Raw genomic sequence first — 16,502 nt, forward strand, 5'->3', positions numbered from 1 at the left:
AAAAAATCACTAAATTCTTCAACAAGCATTCCACGCTTGTCACATGTTGTTATATCCAAGTACCTCGAGGTAACTTGGGTGTAGTTTGTCAACACGTTGTTTTATTTGTGTGAATTTATACTACATGGCAAATGCATATGTAAATCACATAGATGAGAATAACGAGGAGTAAATAAGATTTGTCTCATTATCGAGAGCTTATTCAGGCATGAGCAAGATTTAAATAATAGAATTTTATTAGTATTAAAAGGTCATCAATTTATTATGAGCTATAAGTTTATGTTCAATAAAACTTAAGTACTAGACGTTAATTGTCTGCTTACCCGATGCTTTTAATGTGAAGGTGTTGTATTGGTTTCAATAAAGAGACCGGTACAGTATATGTTGGTTTTAAAATATGATTGTGAAAATTTGATGCTAACGTCTAGGTGTAGCTATGTCGTTTAATTATACCCAAGTATCTCGACGTTACTTGGGTATAATTTCAAAGGCTTAATTCATTTAAAGCGTCGCTTTAAACTGAGTTAGCAATTCTTTTTGTTGTTCAGTTAGATTTGTTGGTGTGTCAACTTGAATAGTAACGAATAAATCGCCAGTGACACCTTTGCGGTTAGTAACACCTTTACTCGTCATTTTGAATTTACGTCCACTTTGTGTCCCGGCAGGGATTTTCAGTTTAAAGTGACTGTCTAGTACATGTACTTCAGCCTCTCCACCTAAAGTGGCGCTAATCATATCAACGTGTGTCGTACAGGTAAGGTTGTCACCATCTCGCTTGAGGAAAGCATGAGGACGAGTTGTGATAACAAGCATTAGATCGCCAGCTGGACCACCATTAACACCGCTGCCTCCTTTGCCAGAGAAGCGAATTTTCTCACCATCTTTGATACCAGCAGGGATTTTTACGTTAATTTTTTTCTGTTCGCCATTGATTGGCAATTCAACAACTTTTTCTGCGCCTTGAATAGCATCAACAAAATCAACGGTTAAAGTAAATTCGCGGTCTTGACCTTTTTGAGGGCGAGGTTGACGGCCTCTACCTTGAGAGAAGATATCTTCAAACCCTCCAAAACCACCACCGAAGCCCTGGCCTTGTTGTCTAAATGCGCCGCCAAAGATGTCTTCAAATCCACCACTTTGGTATTGAGACTGCCCGCCGAAACCACCTCGACTATTGTCAAAAGCGGCATGGCCAAATTGGTCATATTCGCGTCGTTTATCTTCATCCGTTAGTATTTCGTAGGCTTCTTTTATTTCTTTAAATTTTTCTTCAGCCGTAGCATCCCCGGGATTTTTATCCGGGTGGTATTTCATCGCTAATTTTTTGTATGCTTTTTTAATATCTTTAACTGAGTCTCCTTTAGAGACACCTAGCACGTTGTAATAATCTCGTTTGGACATGTCAGCCTCTTTTTATTCCTGACTAAACTGGAAAAGGGCGTATGAGTAGCCTCTTACGCCCTGAATGCCAATGTTGATGTGCTAATGATATCGCTCAATTATCTTCGATAGAACAAATAGTTGAGCTAACTTATCATTTCACCTCTTCAAACTCAGCGTCGACAACATCATCTTGTTGAGATTGTTGGTTATTTGAGCCAGCTTCTTGCTGAGCTCGTTGTTGAGCAAGTTCCATTAACTTTTGAGCAGCAGTGGCTAACGCTTGCACTTTGCTATCAATTGCTTCTTTGTCATCGCCTTTGCGGGCAATTTCAAGTTCAGATATAGCAGTTTCAATTTTCTCTTTCTCGTCTGCTGGAAGCGCTTCACCTGCTTCTTCGACTTGCTTACGAGTACTATGAACCAATTGATCCGCATGGTTACGTGCCGTTGCTAGCTCTTCGAACTTTTTGTCCGCTTCTTTGTTCGCTTCGGCCTCTTGAACCATCTTTTCGATATCTGCGTTGCTTAGACCGCCAGAAGCTTGGATAGTAATCTTTTGCTCTTTACCTGTGGTTTTATCTTTAGCAGAGACATTTAAAATGCCATCAGCATCCAAATCGAACGTTACTTCAATCTGAGTCATACCACGAGGTGCTGGTTGAATCCCCTCTAGGTTAAATTGACCTAGAGATTTATTGAAAGATGCTTGCTTACGCTCACCTTGCAGTACATGGATAGTCACTGCACTTTGGTTATCTTCTGCTGTTGAGAACGTTTGATTTGCTTTAGTTGGGATAGTGGTGTTCTTCTCAACTAACTTCGTCATTACGCCGCCCATCGTCTCGATACCAAGAGACAAAGGTGTTACGTCTAACAACAATACATCTTTCACATCACCTGCGAGTACGCCACCTTGAACTGCAGCACCCATTGCGACCGCTTCATCTGGGTTTACGTCACGGCGTGCTTCTTTACCGAAGAACTCAGCAACTTTTGCTTGAACCATCGGCATACGAGTTTGACCACCTACCAGAATAACGTCCGTGATTTCTTCAACGGAGAGTTTAGCATCTGCAAGTGCCACTTTTAATGGCTCGATTGAACGTTGCACGAGATCTTCAACCAGAGATTCTAACTTAGCACGAGTTACTTTGATGTTCATGTGCTTAGGACCCGTTGCATCAGCGGTCACGTAAGGCAGATTAACATCTGTTTGAGAGGTCGAAGAAAGCTCAATTTTCGCTTTTTCTGCCGCTTCTTTAACACGCTGCATGGCAAGAGGATCATTTTTTAGATCGATGCCTTGCTCTTTCTTAAACTCATCAACGAGATAGTTGATCATACGGTTATCAAAGTCTTCACCACCAAGGTGAGTGTCACCATTAGTTGCAAGTACTTCAAATGTTTGTTCGCCTTCCACATCATTAATTTCGATGATAGAGATATCAAATGTACCACCACCAAGGTCATAAACTGCGATTGTGCGATCACCACCTTTTTTATCAAGGCCGTAAGCAAGTGCCGCTGCTGTTGGTTCGTTAATGATACGTTTTACTTCTAAGCCTGCAATGCGACCCGCATCTTTTGTTGCTTGACGTTGAGCATCATTAAAATAAGCCGGGACGGTAATAACAGCGCCCGTTACTTTCTCTCCTAGGAAGTCTTCTGCCGTTTTCTTCATTTTTTTCAAAATTTCAGCAGAAACCTGAGGAGCTGCCATTTTTTGGCCTTTTGCTTCTACCCATGCATCACCGTTGTCTGCTTTGATGATTTTATAAGGCATGATTTTTATATCACGCTGTACTTCTTCATCTTCAAAACGACGACCAATTAGACGCTTAATTGCATAAAGCGTATTGGTTGGATTTGTCACAGCTTGACGTTTTGCTGGTTGGCCAACTAACGTTTCGCCATCTGTATATGCAACTACTGATGCTGTTGTACGCTCACCTTCTGCGTTTTCGATTACGCGAGGTTTATCTCCGTCTAGAACGGATACACAAGAGTTAGTTGTACCTAAGTCGATACCAATGATTTTACCCATAATAATTACCTCTGTACTTTGCATTAGTTATATTAATCCAAAGTATCTAAATTTCGATGTTGGTTTTTAAGAACATAGAATGCAGTTTTGCTATCGCTATGTTTATTCTCAATGAAATATACTGTTTTGATATGCGTCGTTGAGCAGGCCGAAAGGGCATATCAAGCAACAATAACGAACAGGGGGGATGTCCCACCTTTAGCTATTCATATGGCTGATTTCGTTTTGTTGTAAGTCAGGTTCAACGACGATTAAATGCTACTTATTGATCGCTATTTTACGCGGTTGCATAGCGTCAGGTACTTCTCGCATTAGATCAATATGAAGCAAACCATTTTCCATACTTGCCGCTGTTACTGAGACGTAATCAGCGAGTTGGAATTTGCGTTCAAAGTTGCGCTCAGCAATACCTTGATAAACATACGTTGGCTTCGTATCAGAGGTTTTAATTTCCCCAGAGACAATCAGCATATTTTCATTTTGAGTCAGTGTTAATGCATCTTCAGAGAAACCAGCTACAGCCATAGTGATGCGATAGTTGTGCTCATCTTTCTGTTCAATGTTGTAAGGTGGGTAACCACTTTGAGATGTTTTTTTCGCACTGTTTTCTACAAGGTTAAACAAGCGATCAAAACCAATGGCATGACGGTATAGGGGAGAAATATCTACATTACGCATAATACTATCCTTTAAAAGTAAGCAATAGTTCTCAACGCATTAAGCGAAGAGATTGAACCGATATTCTTAAGCTATAACTAGCTTATTTAGACATAAGGTCCAAAGGTTAATTATCGAAAGTACGTGACTGAGCGATCAGCCGCTTTCTTTCGTTACTATGATTTTCATTCCCTCTAAGAGGCGAATTAAATCATGATTGAACTCCATGTGGCAGTTCGTGTAATCAATATATGCTTCCGGAAAATTCCTGTCAACACATTCATTAGAAAAAATAACGATTATTTTTGTTTTATTACTCGTTTGACTCACTGATACGTTTTGCCGATGCTACAGATGACGTTGCTTTTTACCTGTCAGTATTCCCTTTGATTAAACTCGTTAAGTAATAGTTGATTCTCGTACCGGGGCTTAGCGGATAATTAGTTGGTTTTATTTGCAGATCGACTATTACATCTGACTGTGAACTGATGTATAACGACGCCATGAAAATACCGAAAAGAATACAACCCTTAGTTGACGATGGTTTAGTCGATGAAGTGGTGAGCCAGCTAATGAGTGGCAAAGAGGCCTCTGTTTATATCGTACGCTGTGGAGAGACGATCCGTTGCGCTAAGGTGTATAAAGAGATTACCCAGCGTAGTTTTAAAAAGGCAGTCGCTTATCGAGAAGGGCGCAAAGTCCGAAATAGCCGTCGAGCTCGAGCGATGGAAAAAGGTTCAGGCTTTGGCCGTGAGCAGCAAGAGAAAATGTGGCAAAGTGCCGAAGTCGACGCATTGTATAAGTTAGCAGAAGCCGGCGTTAGAGTGCCTAAGCCTTTCGGCTGCTTTGACGGTGTACTGCTGATGGAGTTGGTCACGGATGAAGAAGGCTACGTTGCGCCACGATTGAACGATGTTGTAATGACAGCAGAGCAAGCCCGCGAAGATCATGCGATGATGATGACCTATGTGGTTAAAATGTTATGCGTAGGCCTGATTCATGGTGATTTATCAGAATTTAATGTTTTGGTAGACGAAAATGGTCCAGTGATCATTGACCTACCACAAGCAGTTGATGCATCAGCAAACAATAATGCGGAATGGATGTTAACGCGCGATATCAACAACATTCGTGAATATTACAGTCAATACGCACCGGAATTAAAAAACACAGAATATGCGAAAGAAATTTGGGCTTTGTATGAAAAAGGGGAGTTGACCCCAGAAACAGAGCTTACGGGGGAATTTGTTCAAATTGATGTAGATGCTGATCTTGCTACCATTATGCAAGAAATCGATGCAGCTCGTGATGCAGAACGTTACCGTAGAGAGCGCTTAAAAGAAGCGAAAGAGGGTGTAGACGAGAGTCAATTTAATTGGGCTGACACCTAGCAAGAATAAACACAGTTACGCCAGAACTAATATCGAAACGTACCAGTAGTCGTTCAATCCCTTGACTACTGGGCGTACACTCCTTAAAAGCACCTGATTTGCAAACGCCATGTTTGTTATGAAATCCACCCCTATATCTGCATTTATAGATTGAGCTTTCATTACGCCAAAAAGTATTTTGCTAGGCGTACTATGCTTACAAAGTCATTCATCTTCCCAGCATACTAGGGGGTCACTTATGCAAAGTGATGGGGGTAATATTCTAATTCATATCGTGTCTGTGTTTAGTAACATGGTGTGGCAAATCTTCTGGCCACTTGCTTTCGGTCTTATCTTATCATCGTTTATTCGTCACCTTTTGCCTGTTGAAACAGTGGCTAAACATCTGGGTAAAACTAATCTAAAAAGCTTATCTTATTCGACCGCTCTTGGCATGGTCTCTTCTTCTTGTTCTTACGCAGCTGCATCCTTGTCTCATACGCTACTTGGCAAAAAATCGACGTTAGCTAACGCTGTCGCTTTCTTAGTTGCTAGTACTAATTTGATTGTTGAAATGTTCATTGTGTTGGTCGCTTTACTTGGTTGGACGTTCCTTTGGGGAGAGGTGCTTGGTGGGCTAATTTTGATTGTAACGGTTGGTTTTCTATTCCAACGCTTCTATCCGAAAGAGGTCGAAACAGAACTTCGTGAGCATATTGCAGCAGAGGCATCGACAAAGACAGCAACTCACAGCGACTGCGGTATGGATATGTCCTCCATGAAACATGAAGAGAGTGACTGTGGCATGGATATGTCCTCCATGAAACATGAAGAGAGTGACTGTGGCATGGATATGTCCTCCATGAAACATGAAGAGAGTGACTGTGGCATGGATATGTCCTCCATGAAACATGAAGAGAGCGACTGCGGCATGGATATGTCGTCCATGAAACACGAAGAGAGCGATTGCGGCATGGATATGTCGTCCATGAAACACGAAGAAAGCGACAGCGGTATGGATATGCCATCGATGTCTCATCAAAAGATGGAGATGAAACATCAACCCGCGACGTCGTCCTTGATGGACAAAGTAACCCAATCGGCCGGATTTTTTCAAATGGACTTATCAATGATTGGGAAGGAGATCCTTATTGGGGTCGTCGTTTCTTCTTTGTTGATTGCCATCGTGCCGATAGAAGGGTGGCGAATGCTATTCATCAGCAATGATGTGAATTTGCCTGCTTGGTTACACTCATTTCTTGATGTGATTATTGGTATCTTTGTTGCTGTCATTGCTTATGTTTGTTCAGTGGGTAATTTGCTCTTAGCAGCAGCGTTATGGCATGGCGGCATCTCATTTGGTGGCGTAATTGGTTTTATCCTTGCCGATGTTTTAACTATTCCTATGATGCGTGTTTACCAAAAATACTATGGACAAAGACCAGCCAAATGGATGGTCGGTTTACTGTTTGTGTCTATTTTATTTACAGGCTTATGTGTTGACGCCATTTTCAATGGTTTCAATATTGATGTCACCACACAGGGCCTACGAGCTATTCATCAGGATGGCTTTGGTTGGAACTTGACTACCGTAATGAATCTGATTTTTATCCCATTCTCTATCTGGTACTACCGCTTAGGTCAAAAGACAAATTCCGGCATGGGTATGAATATGTAATGGTGTTGGCTATTTAGATTAATGAGGGAGGGATCCACTCCCTTTACACCTAGCTATATCTCAGGTTGTTTGGGTATGGTTACTTTATAAAATTCGGATGAGGAATTGATATGTCATCATTTGCTAATAACAATATTGAGCAAAAGGAATTTGCAAATAAAGTCGCGTTAGTTCTAGCAGGAGCACAAGGTATCGGTCGTTCTTGCAGTATGCTTTTGGCACAAAAAGGAGCCAAAGTGTATATCGCTGATTGGGACTTAGATCTTGCTAGTGCGACAGCACGCGAGATCAATACCGATAGCAGCAATATCTCTAGCGCGTCAGGTGTATTTTTTAATGCTTTTGATAGTGATACCTATACTGCATTGATTGATTCTATCTTAGCGCAAGAGGGGAGAATCGATGTATTGGTAAATAACTTTGGTGGGGTCGATTTACGTCAAGACAGAGATTTAGCTCACACCGAATTAGTGAGCTGGGAAAAAAATATTCTCGCCAATATCAACAGTGTTTTTATACCAAGCAAGGCCGTCATTCCAACTATGGTGAAACAAGGAGGAGGTAGTATCGTTAATATTTCATCCTTGTCATCATTGAGTGCTGAAATGTCGAGTATTGCGTATGGGACATCGAAAAATGCCATTAATCACATGACACGACAAATTGCGATTCAATATGCCAGCTTCGGTATTCGTTGTAATGCGGTTTTGCCTGGGATGATAGCCACAGATGCGGTGAAGAAAAACCTCACTCAAGAATACATTGATCATTTTCTTGCGACACAACCCATCAAGCGAATGGGGGAACCAGATGATATCGCAAATGCGGTGAGTTTTTTAGCGAGTGAAAAGGCAAGCTTTATTACTGGCGTTTGCTTACCGGTGACAGGGGGAATGGACATTGCTTCATCTCGGTACTATTTTGACTCCAACCAAGTGAATTTCTGAGATTACGGTCAAGTTAGCTAATTAGTTCAACATTCCATTCATTAAAAAAGCGGCTAGTAGACCGCTTTTTTAATGAATGGAATGTTGAATATAGTTTTTTGAGCACATGCTCTATATGTGATGGGGTTATCGAAAAATGGGCTTAGTATGATTAAATAACACCCAACTCCACAAACCATATAACTAATCAGTCCAATAACTTGCTGAAATTTGCGGCCTAATCTAAATTATTTTAATCGTCGTATATGCAAGGGAATGCTAATGATGTGGTTTCACTCCCGTTTATGGAGAAGATGTACTCCAATATTGAAAATTAGGCTACGTGCATTTTTCTTGTCTTTTGTTGCTTTAATTTATCCCCATTTTTCCTCGGCCGATTTTGATGGTCTTCCGCCTTCGTTGCAGGGCGATCTCACGCAAAGCCAGGCTCAGAATATTGCAGTAGAACTTAAATATCTTGATGAAGTATTGACTTCATCAGTATTGAGTTATGCTTTTTCTAGAGATGATAAATGGCTTGACCGATATTTCGATTACGAGCCTCGTTTGACAGAACTAATCAATGCGTTGCTAGCTAGCCAAGCAGAAACGGATTTCAATATCGTTAAAGAACTCGAAAGCGCCCATTTCGAAATGGTTGTTTTTGAGATGCAAGCCATAGATTTAGTGAAAGAAGATCAAGGCCGAGCGGCGATGGATCTGATAAGTCAGGACGAGTACCACCATTATAAAAGCCAATATATGGATGCTCTACTTAATCTTGCTGATCGGATTGATCAGCGTGTCGCGGGACATAATAAAGAAAGTAATATTGCGTTAACTGCAGCAGAGAAGCAATGGATACAACATAACACAGTGAAAGTAGGTAGTGAGCATTGGTCTCCGATGTTTTATCGAGATGAAAATGGTAGTTTAGCGGGGTTGTCGGGTGAGATTGTTAAACAGATTGTAAACAAAACAGGTTTGAGAGTTGAGTTGGTAGAGGGGGAATGGGATGAGTTATTTAACAGATTTAAACGAGGAGATATAGACTTATTACCTCATGCATATAAAGAGGCATCACGTGAAGCATATGGTCAGTTTTCGGCCCCTTATGTATTGGTACGTGAATTATTTTTCGTTAAAGACCAAGATGAACAATTTATTTTGGTCTCTGATTTAGCTAACGCAACGGTGGCGATTTCAGCGGGCTATGTCACTGCGAGTCAGGTGAAAGATCTTTATCCCAATATGAAAATATTGGAGGCAGAAGGTATAGGTGAAGCAGTTAATGCCGTATTTGATGGTCGCGCTGATGCCGTGTTGGGGGCTGAAAGTGTGATTTTGAATTGGCTCAGCCAAAATCAAATGTCAGGGTTACATGCTATAAATGAAGATGTATTTTCTCCAGCGTCTCTTCATATTTGGACGCAGAAACAAACCCCATTACTGCACTCTATTGTGCAAAAAGGGTTAGATTCTCTAGAACTAGAAGCTTTAATTCTAAAACAAAATGGTTGGAATGTTCAGAAACAAAAGTCACCGCAATCAACAGGTAGCAACGTCAGTTTTAATCAATCTCTAAAGTATGTGATTGTCGCAGTTTCCTTAATGATTGTACTTTTGATGTTTCTGATTTCTCGAGTATTTCGAGTTAGTGACAAACAGTTGGCTGATAAACTTAATAGCGTAAGTTTTAAGCGTTCAGTGATTATTGTTCAAGTTGGTTTATGTGTCGCATTACTGACAACAGCAATGATTGTTACGCGTTACGCTGAACGACAAAGTATCGAATCCATTAATGACAGTCTATCAACGGTATTAGCATCAGCACACAAACGAATTGTTGGGTGGGTTGATCTTGAATTAGATAGCCTTAGTCAACTTGGCAGAAATCCAACTTTAGTGGAGTTAACTCAAGAGCTACTTAAAGTCCCTCGTACTTCAGATGCGTTAAAAAACGCACCTCTTCAACATCAGTTAAGACAATTTATTCAAAGCCAAGCTGGGCTTTCGAATTCATTTGGCTATTTTATTATTTCACCAGATAGCATCAGTTTGTCGTCTCGTCGTGATAGTAATATTGGAAGTATTAATCTTATTCAGCTTAAACGACCAGACCTTATGCAATCGGTATTGGCGGGACAAAGTGTTTTCATTCCACCAATAAAATCAGATGTCGAACTTGGACTAGACAATAAGGAACTTAACCCACCAACCATGTTCTTTGCTGTGCCAATTATTAATGCATCCGGTGAAGTGATTGCAGTACTAACAAAACGAGTTAATTTCGATGGTATTTTTTCCTCCGTATTATCTGCCGGTTTTATTGGTAAAAGCGGTGAAACATACGCCATTGATCAGTCTGGAGTATTGCTCTCGAATGTACGTTTTGAAGATCAGCTAAAGCAAGTTGGGTTGCTGGAGAGCCATCAACGATCTTCTCTTAATATCCGTATTGCCGATCCTGGTAATGATCTATCTAATTATTCAGGTGTTATTCCTGCTAATACGGACTCCGGTGAAGTTAAGACAGTCAAGCAAAATTGGCCACTGACTGTAATGGCTCAAGGCGTCAGTGAGCGAATGTCTGGTCGTAACCTAGAGGGGTATAATGACTATCGAGGGATTCCGGTTGTTGGTAACTGGGTTTGGGATGAAAAGCTAAACCTAGGCATTACGGCTGAAATGGATGTAGAGGAAGCGTTCGCTTTATTACGTACATTCAAAATTACAGTTTGGTCCATATTATCGATTGCCCTAATACTGATGATGGGAACCAGTCTCTTTACCCTGCGTATTGGAACAAGAGCAACCGGAGCGCTCGCGCGATCACAAGCAGAACTTGAAGCGCAAGTTGTAGAGCGCACTTCTGAACTACAAATCAACGCTGAACGAACTCGTACCATAATTGACAATGCATCAGATGGCATCATTGTCGTCAATCGACAGGGTATCATTGTTGAATTTAGCCCAGCGGCAGAAGACATTTTTGGTTATCGCGCTGATGAAGTACTCTCGACAGAAACCTTAATTGATTCTTTGATGCCAAGACCATTCCATCAAGTTTATCTAGAATTAGTCGCGAAAGGAGATACGAGCAGTCATTTGTTGATGGAACTGATCGGTTATAAGAAGAACGGAGAGGAAATAGAGTTAGAGATTGCGATTAGTGAAGCAGTGTTAGCAGGGGAATGTTTATTTACCGGTATTGTTCGAGATGCCACTGAGCGTAAAGAAGCTGAACGTGAGTTGATGCTGGCAAAACAAAAAGCTGAGGAAGCAACACAAGCGAAAAGTGATTTCCTCGCCAATATGAGCCATGAAATTCGTACACCAATGAATGCCATCATAGGGATGAGTTACTTGGCAATGCAGACTGAACTCAATAGAAAACAAGCGAATTATCTTGGGAAAATACAAACGTCGGCCGAATCTTTACTCGGCATCATTAATGATATTCTCGATTTTTCAAAGATAGAGGCTGGCAAACTCGATTTAGAAAAGATGGAGTTTGATTTAGAAAATACAATTGAACATCTTGTTCAGATGGTGTCGCAACGTATTCAAGAGAAAAATATTGAATTGTTGGTTGATCTTGACCCGCTCCTTCCTCGACAGCTTATTGGTGATCCCCTTCGTTTGGGGCAAGTTTTACTTAATCTTACTAACAATGCGATTAAATTCACCGATTCAGGAGAGATCATTGTCAAAGTGATATTACTGGAGAGTGATAATGATGACGTGGTATTGAAATTTTCAGTCACAGATACCGGTATTGGTATGACTGATGAACAAATGTCTCGCTTGTTCCAATCGTTTAGTCAAGCTGATGCTTCAACCACACGAAAATATGGTGGTACAGGTTTAGGGTTGACGATTAGTAAAACCTTATCGGAACTGATGAATGGTTCAATTGGCGTAGAAAGTGAACTTGGTAAGGGCAGTACCTTTTTCTTCACGGCTCAATTGGGTGTGGTGCAGGCGGTGAGAGATCAAACCCATGGGACAGATAGTCTTGAAGATATTTCTGTTTTGATTGTAGATGACAGTATGGCGGCGCGTGGGATTCTCTTTGGGTTGTGTAAAAGCCTTAATTTCAAAGCTGAAGTGGCTTCATCGGGAGCAGAAGCTCTTGAACAAATTGCTGCAGCGCAGCAAATGGAACGACCGTTTGACATTATTTTAGCGGATTGGAAGATGCCTAATATGGATGGTATCGAATTGGGTCGTCAGATTGCTCTATTACCGAATTTGAACAAACCTCCATATTTTGTCATGGTCACAGCTTATGATCGCGATGAGATCAAGGCACAGTTAAACGGCGTTAAAGTGGATGCAACGATAACAAAACCGGTGAGCTCTTCGACTCTGCACGATACCTTGTTAGGTGTTGTTTCCCAGCAAGGCCGACCTAGTTTTCCATCTATTACGACAAAACTTGATCTCTCTATTGCGCAGGGAATTGCAGGAGCGCGAATCCTGCTGGTGGAAGATAATCTCATTAACCAAGAGATTGCGATTGAACTGCTGCATCTGGCTGGGCTTGATGTGATGACGGCTGATAACGGGCAGCAAGCAGTTGAAATGGTCGAGAAACATACCTTTGACTTGGTTCTAATGGATATTCAAATGCCCGTGATGGATGGGTACCAAGCGACGAAAACTATTCGCTCGACGGGACAATATGATGCATTGCCGATTATTGCTATGACCGCCAATGCGATGTCAGGCGACCGAGAAAAGTGTCTCGCTGCTGGCATGAATGATCATTTACCTAAGCCGATTAACCCTAACCAGGTCTTTAAGACGTTGTTGGATTGGATTGAACCAACGGGGGAATCTGTTTCAGTCTTGATTGAAGATGCAGATACAGAGAGCTTTGATGTTGATGGCTTTGATACTGAAAGCGCACTGGCTCGTATGGCTGGTAATGTAAAAGCTTACAGAAAGACACTAACTCATGTTATTCAAAGTGAAGCGAATGTCGTGGAACGAGTGAATCAGGCGATAGAGGATAATGATATTAATAGCGCGGTTATTGCAGTCCATTCATTGAAAGGAATTGCTGGCAATATTGGAGCTACCTATTTGATTGAGCCGACAGAGCGATTGGAACATTCTCTCGCTGCTCAAGAGCGGACCATTCAGGATCACGCCATTCAAGAAAAAATCCAATTGAGTGAACAACAACAAGCCATGCTGTCGGAAGTTGGTGCGTTAGTTAACAGGATGTTAACTGCTATTACTGAAGCATTAGCACGCAGTGAACCAATCGTTCAAAATCAAATAGCTGAAATTGACAGTGATAAGTTCCGCGAACTAACGCACTTGCTCTATCAGCAACTTGATGATTTCGATAGTTCAGCAGTGGACACGTTCGATGAAATACTCGAATGCATGGGAGGTGGTTTAGATCGTGATTTAGCCTCACAGCTTTCCACTTCGATATCAAATTATGACTTTGATGCTGCTTTACCACTGCTGGAACAGTTAACGAACAGCTGTGAATCACAACAAGCGTCGAAAGAGTTATTTTTATCAGATGAAGAGCTTTTATTAGAAGAAGTTTCACCAGAAACAAAAGTTTCATTAGCAACAAATACATGAGAAGAAAATAAAGCATAATCAGAAACAAAAACGCCATCTAAGGAACTGATGGCATCATTGGAGTAAGCGGCACTCAAATGTAATGAAGCGACCTAACCTAAAATTTAACAAGGGTTGTTTTCAGCTAAGGCTAGGATAAAAAGAGAGTTGTCAGTATGGATACAAATAAGAAAGCGACGATATTGGCCGTCGACGACACGGCTGTAAATATAGATGTGGTGAAAGGCGTTTTATCAGAAGAGTATTTAGTTCAAGCAGCGTTAAACGCAGCAACGGCATTGAAAATTGTAGAGAAGCGTAAACCGGATCTGATTTTACTCGATATTATGATGCCAGAGGTTGATGGTTATGAAGTTTGCCGTCAGCTAAAAGCTTCAGCTGAAACCAGAGATATCCCAGTTATTTTTCTGACAGCAAAGTCAGAAGAGGAGGATGAAACTATGGGGCTATCTCTGGGAGCTGTGGATTACATTACTAAACCGATCAGCCCTCCGATATTAAAAGAACGAGTAAAAAATCATTTATTGCTCAAGAAATCACGGGACCAGTTAGCTCAACAAAATGAAATACTGGAAGATAAGGTTCGCCAACGTACTCAACAATTGAATGACCTACAAGATGTGGCTATGGTGGCTATGGGGGCATTAGCTGAATCACGAGACCCGGAAACAGGCAATCATATTCGCCGAACTCAGAAATATGTCGAATTATTAGCCAAGAAATTGTCCGAGACAGAAAAGTATCGTGATTATTTAACACCAGAAGTGATTTCGGCTATGGCCAAGTCTGCACCTTTACACGATATAGGAAAGGTAGGGGTCGTTGACCGAATTTTGCTTAAACCAGGTCAATTAACTGAAGCTGAGTTTGCTGAAATGAAAAGGCATACCATCTATGGTTATGATGCAATTGAAGCCGCGGAAAGTTCATTAGGGGTAGCAGATAATTTTCTAATATTTGCTAAGGAAATTGCTTATTCCCACCATGAAAAATGGGATGGGTCAGGATACCCAGAGGGGCTGAGGGGGGAAGATATTCCTTTGTCAGCACGGATTATGGCCTTGGCAGATGTTTATGACGCACTAATTTCTGAGCGTGTCTATAAGCCTGCGTTTAGTCACGAAAAGTCATTGGGGATTATATTGAGTAGCAAAGGTACTCATTTTGACCCTTTGATGGTCGATATTTTTATGGCTAACGCAGCGGACTTTAGAGAAATAGCAGAAACCTATAAGGATGTCGTTAGTAATCTAAGTTTGATTACTAAAGGAGCTTAGTGATGGAAAACTATAGACGAATTGCTTTTGATTCGCCGTACAAAGGCTTATCTGTTTTAATCGTTGATGACTTTGATGCGATAACTCGGACGCTGTGTAGCGCTTTTGAACAGCTTGGTTTTAAAACTATTCATCAAGCAAAGGATGGATTTGAAGCGTGGCAGTGTCTAGAGCGACAATCTGTAGATATGATTATTTCAGATTGGAAAATGCCTAAAATGGACGGCTTAACACTGCTGAAGCGTGTTCGAGGCTCCCATGCTCATAAGCATATTCCTTTCATTATGTTGACGGGAAACCTCCATCAAAGTGATGTGGTAGAAGCAATACAAGCGGGCGTTTCTGAATATTTAGTTAAGCCGTTTTCAAAAGCCACGCTGAGTGAACGAGTGCACAAAGCATTTGTCTCCCCGATTCGTGGAAGAAATTCGAATCCCAGTGAAACTCAAGATCTCGAGCAAGATGGTGCGAGTGAAAAAGAGGTAAAGCGGACGATTTTAGTCGTGGATGATGAACCCTCTAACCTACAAGTGCTCGGAGAATTACTTAAGCCATCTTACAAAATCAAAGTTTGTCGAAGTGGTGCGCAAGCGCTCGATATTTGCGCGAAAGCAGAAAAACCGGATCTGATTTTGTTGGATATCATGATGCCTGAAATGGATGGTTTAGCCGTTTGTCGGTCACTTAAATCTCAGCCGGATACGGAATTTATTCCGATCATTTTTGTTTCTGCATTGTCGCAAACTGATGATGTTGTTAAAGGGCTAAAACTTGGCGCTGTCGATTATATTATGAAACCGGTGATCCCCGAGATCGTGATGGCGCGAGTGGCGACTCATATCAATTCAGTAGTCCAGCGGGAGAAATTAACGGAGCAAGTAGAACAGTTAATTCAAGCATCGCGGCAAAAAGAAGAAGCAGGCCAGATGTTTTTTCATGATTTACGCAACCCATTGAGCGCAATTCAAGCAACATTAACTAATATTCAAGGCAATGAACCAGAGATAGATTGTCTCAAAGAGAGCGTGAAAATCTTATCTCAAATGGTTGAGAATCATCAGTTATTGATGGCACTAGAACAAGGGGAGTACAGCAATCCCTTTGAAAATATCATGCTAGAGTCTGCCATTCAGTCAGTGATTGCGAGCTATCAATCGAGAACACAAGAAAAGCAGTTGGAAATTAAACTCGATATCGATCCAAGTCATCGTTACCTTGGTGATGAGCTATTAAGTTATACCATGTTCAGTAATTTGATTGTTAACGCTGTTGAAGCTGCACCTAAAAATTCAGCGATCACTGTGACTTCTGCGGCTGAAGATGAGTATGTGATGGTATCTTTGCAAAATGCAGGTGAAGTGCCTTTGAATATCCGTGATCAGTTTTTTGACAAGTACGCTTCGGCAAACAAAAATACAGGTACTGGTATTGGCAGTTATTCGGCGAGACTGTGCGCACAGGCTCAAAATGGTGACATTAGACTTAATGCAGAGCAACCTAATAGCACGACAATTATAGTACAACTACAAGCCGCCAATAGTTAGCTTGGCGGCTTAA

Annotated in this window: 9 protein-coding genes; 6 read left to right on the forward strand and 3 right to left on the reverse strand. The window is 41.3% G+C overall.

Going from position 1 to position 16,502, the window contains the following annotated elements; genetic code table 11:
- Positions 1–501 precede the first annotated feature (501 nt).
- The 3 genes from DZ860_RS00305 to DZ860_RS00315 all read right to left on the reverse strand — a co-directional run bounded on the left by DZ860_RS00305 (position 502) and on the right by DZ860_RS00315 (position 4,105).
- Positions 502–1,401: a DnaJ C-terminal domain-containing protein gene (locus DZ860_RS00305; RefSeq protein WP_120028922.1), complete on the reverse strand. Its 900-nt coding sequence runs from the start codon at positions 1,399–1,401 to the stop codon at positions 502–504.
- Between the two features lie 133 nt (positions 1,402–1,534).
- Positions 1,535–3,427 carry a molecular chaperone DnaK gene (dnaK, locus tag DZ860_RS00310; protein ID WP_120029510.1) on the reverse strand — a complete coding sequence of 631 codons (1,893 nt, stop codon included), beginning with the start codon at positions 3,425–3,427 and terminating at the stop codon, positions 1,535–1,537.
- Positions 3,428–3,685: 258 nt separating this feature from the next.
- Positions 3,686–4,105 carry an Hsp20 family protein gene (locus tag DZ860_RS00315; RefSeq protein ID WP_120028923.1) on the reverse strand — a complete coding sequence of 140 codons (420 nt, stop codon included), beginning with the start codon at positions 4,103–4,105 and terminating at the stop codon, positions 3,686–3,688.
- A gap of 482 nt (positions 4,106–4,587) precedes the next feature.
- Between DZ860_RS00315 and DZ860_RS00320 the strand changes: the two genes are divergently transcribed.
- The 6 genes from DZ860_RS00320 to DZ860_RS00345 all read left to right on the forward strand — a co-directional run bounded on the left by DZ860_RS00320 (position 4,588) and on the right by DZ860_RS00345 (position 16,489).
- Positions 4,588–5,475, forward strand: a complete 888-nt coding sequence (locus DZ860_RS00320; protein ID WP_120029511.1) for a PA4780 family RIO1-like protein kinase — start codon at positions 4,588–4,590, stop codon at positions 5,473–5,475.
- A 238-nt stretch (positions 5,476–5,713) separates the two neighbouring features.
- Complete coding sequence (locus DZ860_RS00325) at positions 5,714–7,132, forward strand: permease (protein ID WP_120028924.1); 1,419 nt, start codon at positions 5,714–5,716, stop codon at positions 7,130–7,132.
- 110 nt (positions 7,133–7,242) lie between these two features.
- Positions 7,243–8,079: an SDR family NAD(P)-dependent oxidoreductase gene (locus DZ860_RS00330; RefSeq protein ID WP_120028925.1), complete on the forward strand. Its 837-nt coding sequence runs from the start codon at positions 7,243–7,245 to the stop codon at positions 8,077–8,079.
- A gap of 261 nt (positions 8,080–8,340) precedes the next feature.
- A complete protein-coding gene (locus DZ860_RS00335) occupies positions 8,341–13,668 on the forward strand; it encodes a response regulator (RefSeq protein ID WP_120028926.1) in 5,328 nt (1,775 codons plus the stop codon).
- 155 nt (positions 13,669–13,823) lie between these two features.
- Positions 13,824–14,945, forward strand: coding sequence for an HD-GYP domain-containing protein (locus tag DZ860_RS00340; RefSeq protein WP_120028927.1), 1,122 nt, complete (start codon positions 13,824–13,826; stop codon positions 14,943–14,945).
- Positions 14,946–14,947: 2 nt separating this feature from the next.
- Positions 14,948–16,489 carry a response regulator gene (locus DZ860_RS00345; RefSeq protein ID WP_120028928.1) on the forward strand — a complete coding sequence of 514 codons (1,542 nt, stop codon included), beginning with the start codon at positions 14,948–14,950 and terminating at the stop codon, positions 16,487–16,489.
- Positions 16,490–16,502: the final 13 nt, after the last annotated feature.

It is taken from the genome of Vibrio sinensis, assembly GCF_003605645.1.
In the GTDB taxonomy this organism is placed as follows: domain Bacteria; phylum Pseudomonadota; class Gammaproteobacteria; order Enterobacterales; family Vibrionaceae; genus Vibrio; species Vibrio sinensis.

Coding starts and splice junctions, on each gene's coding strand:
- DZ860_RS00305 (WP_120028922.1), bottom strand. CDS start 1,401: ATGTCCAAACGAGATTATTACAACGTGCTAGGTGTCTCTAAAGGAGAC.
- dnaK (WP_120029510.1), bottom strand. CDS start 3,427: ATGGGTAAAATCATTGGTATCGACTTAGGTACAACTAACTCTTGTGTA.
- DZ860_RS00315 (WP_120028923.1), bottom strand. CDS start 4,105: ATGCGTAATGTAGATATTTCTCCCCTATACCGTCATGCCATTGGTTTT.
- DZ860_RS00320 (WP_120029511.1), top strand. CDS start 4,588: ATGAAAATACCGAAAAGAATACAACCCTTAGTTGACGATGGTTTAGTC.
- DZ860_RS00325 (WP_120028924.1), top strand. CDS start 5,714: ATGCAAAGTGATGGGGGTAATATTCTAATTCATATCGTGTCTGTGTTT.
- DZ860_RS00330 (WP_120028925.1), top strand. CDS start 7,243: ATGTCATCATTTGCTAATAACAATATTGAGCAAAAGGAATTTGCAAAT.
- DZ860_RS00335 (WP_120028926.1), top strand. CDS start 8,341: ATGATGTGGTTTCACTCCCGTTTATGGAGAAGATGTACTCCAATATTG.
- DZ860_RS00340 (WP_120028927.1), top strand. CDS start 13,824: ATGGATACAAATAAGAAAGCGACGATATTGGCCGTCGACGACACGGCT.
- DZ860_RS00345 (WP_120028928.1), top strand. CDS start 14,948: ATGGAAAACTATAGACGAATTGCTTTTGATTCGCCGTACAAAGGCTTA.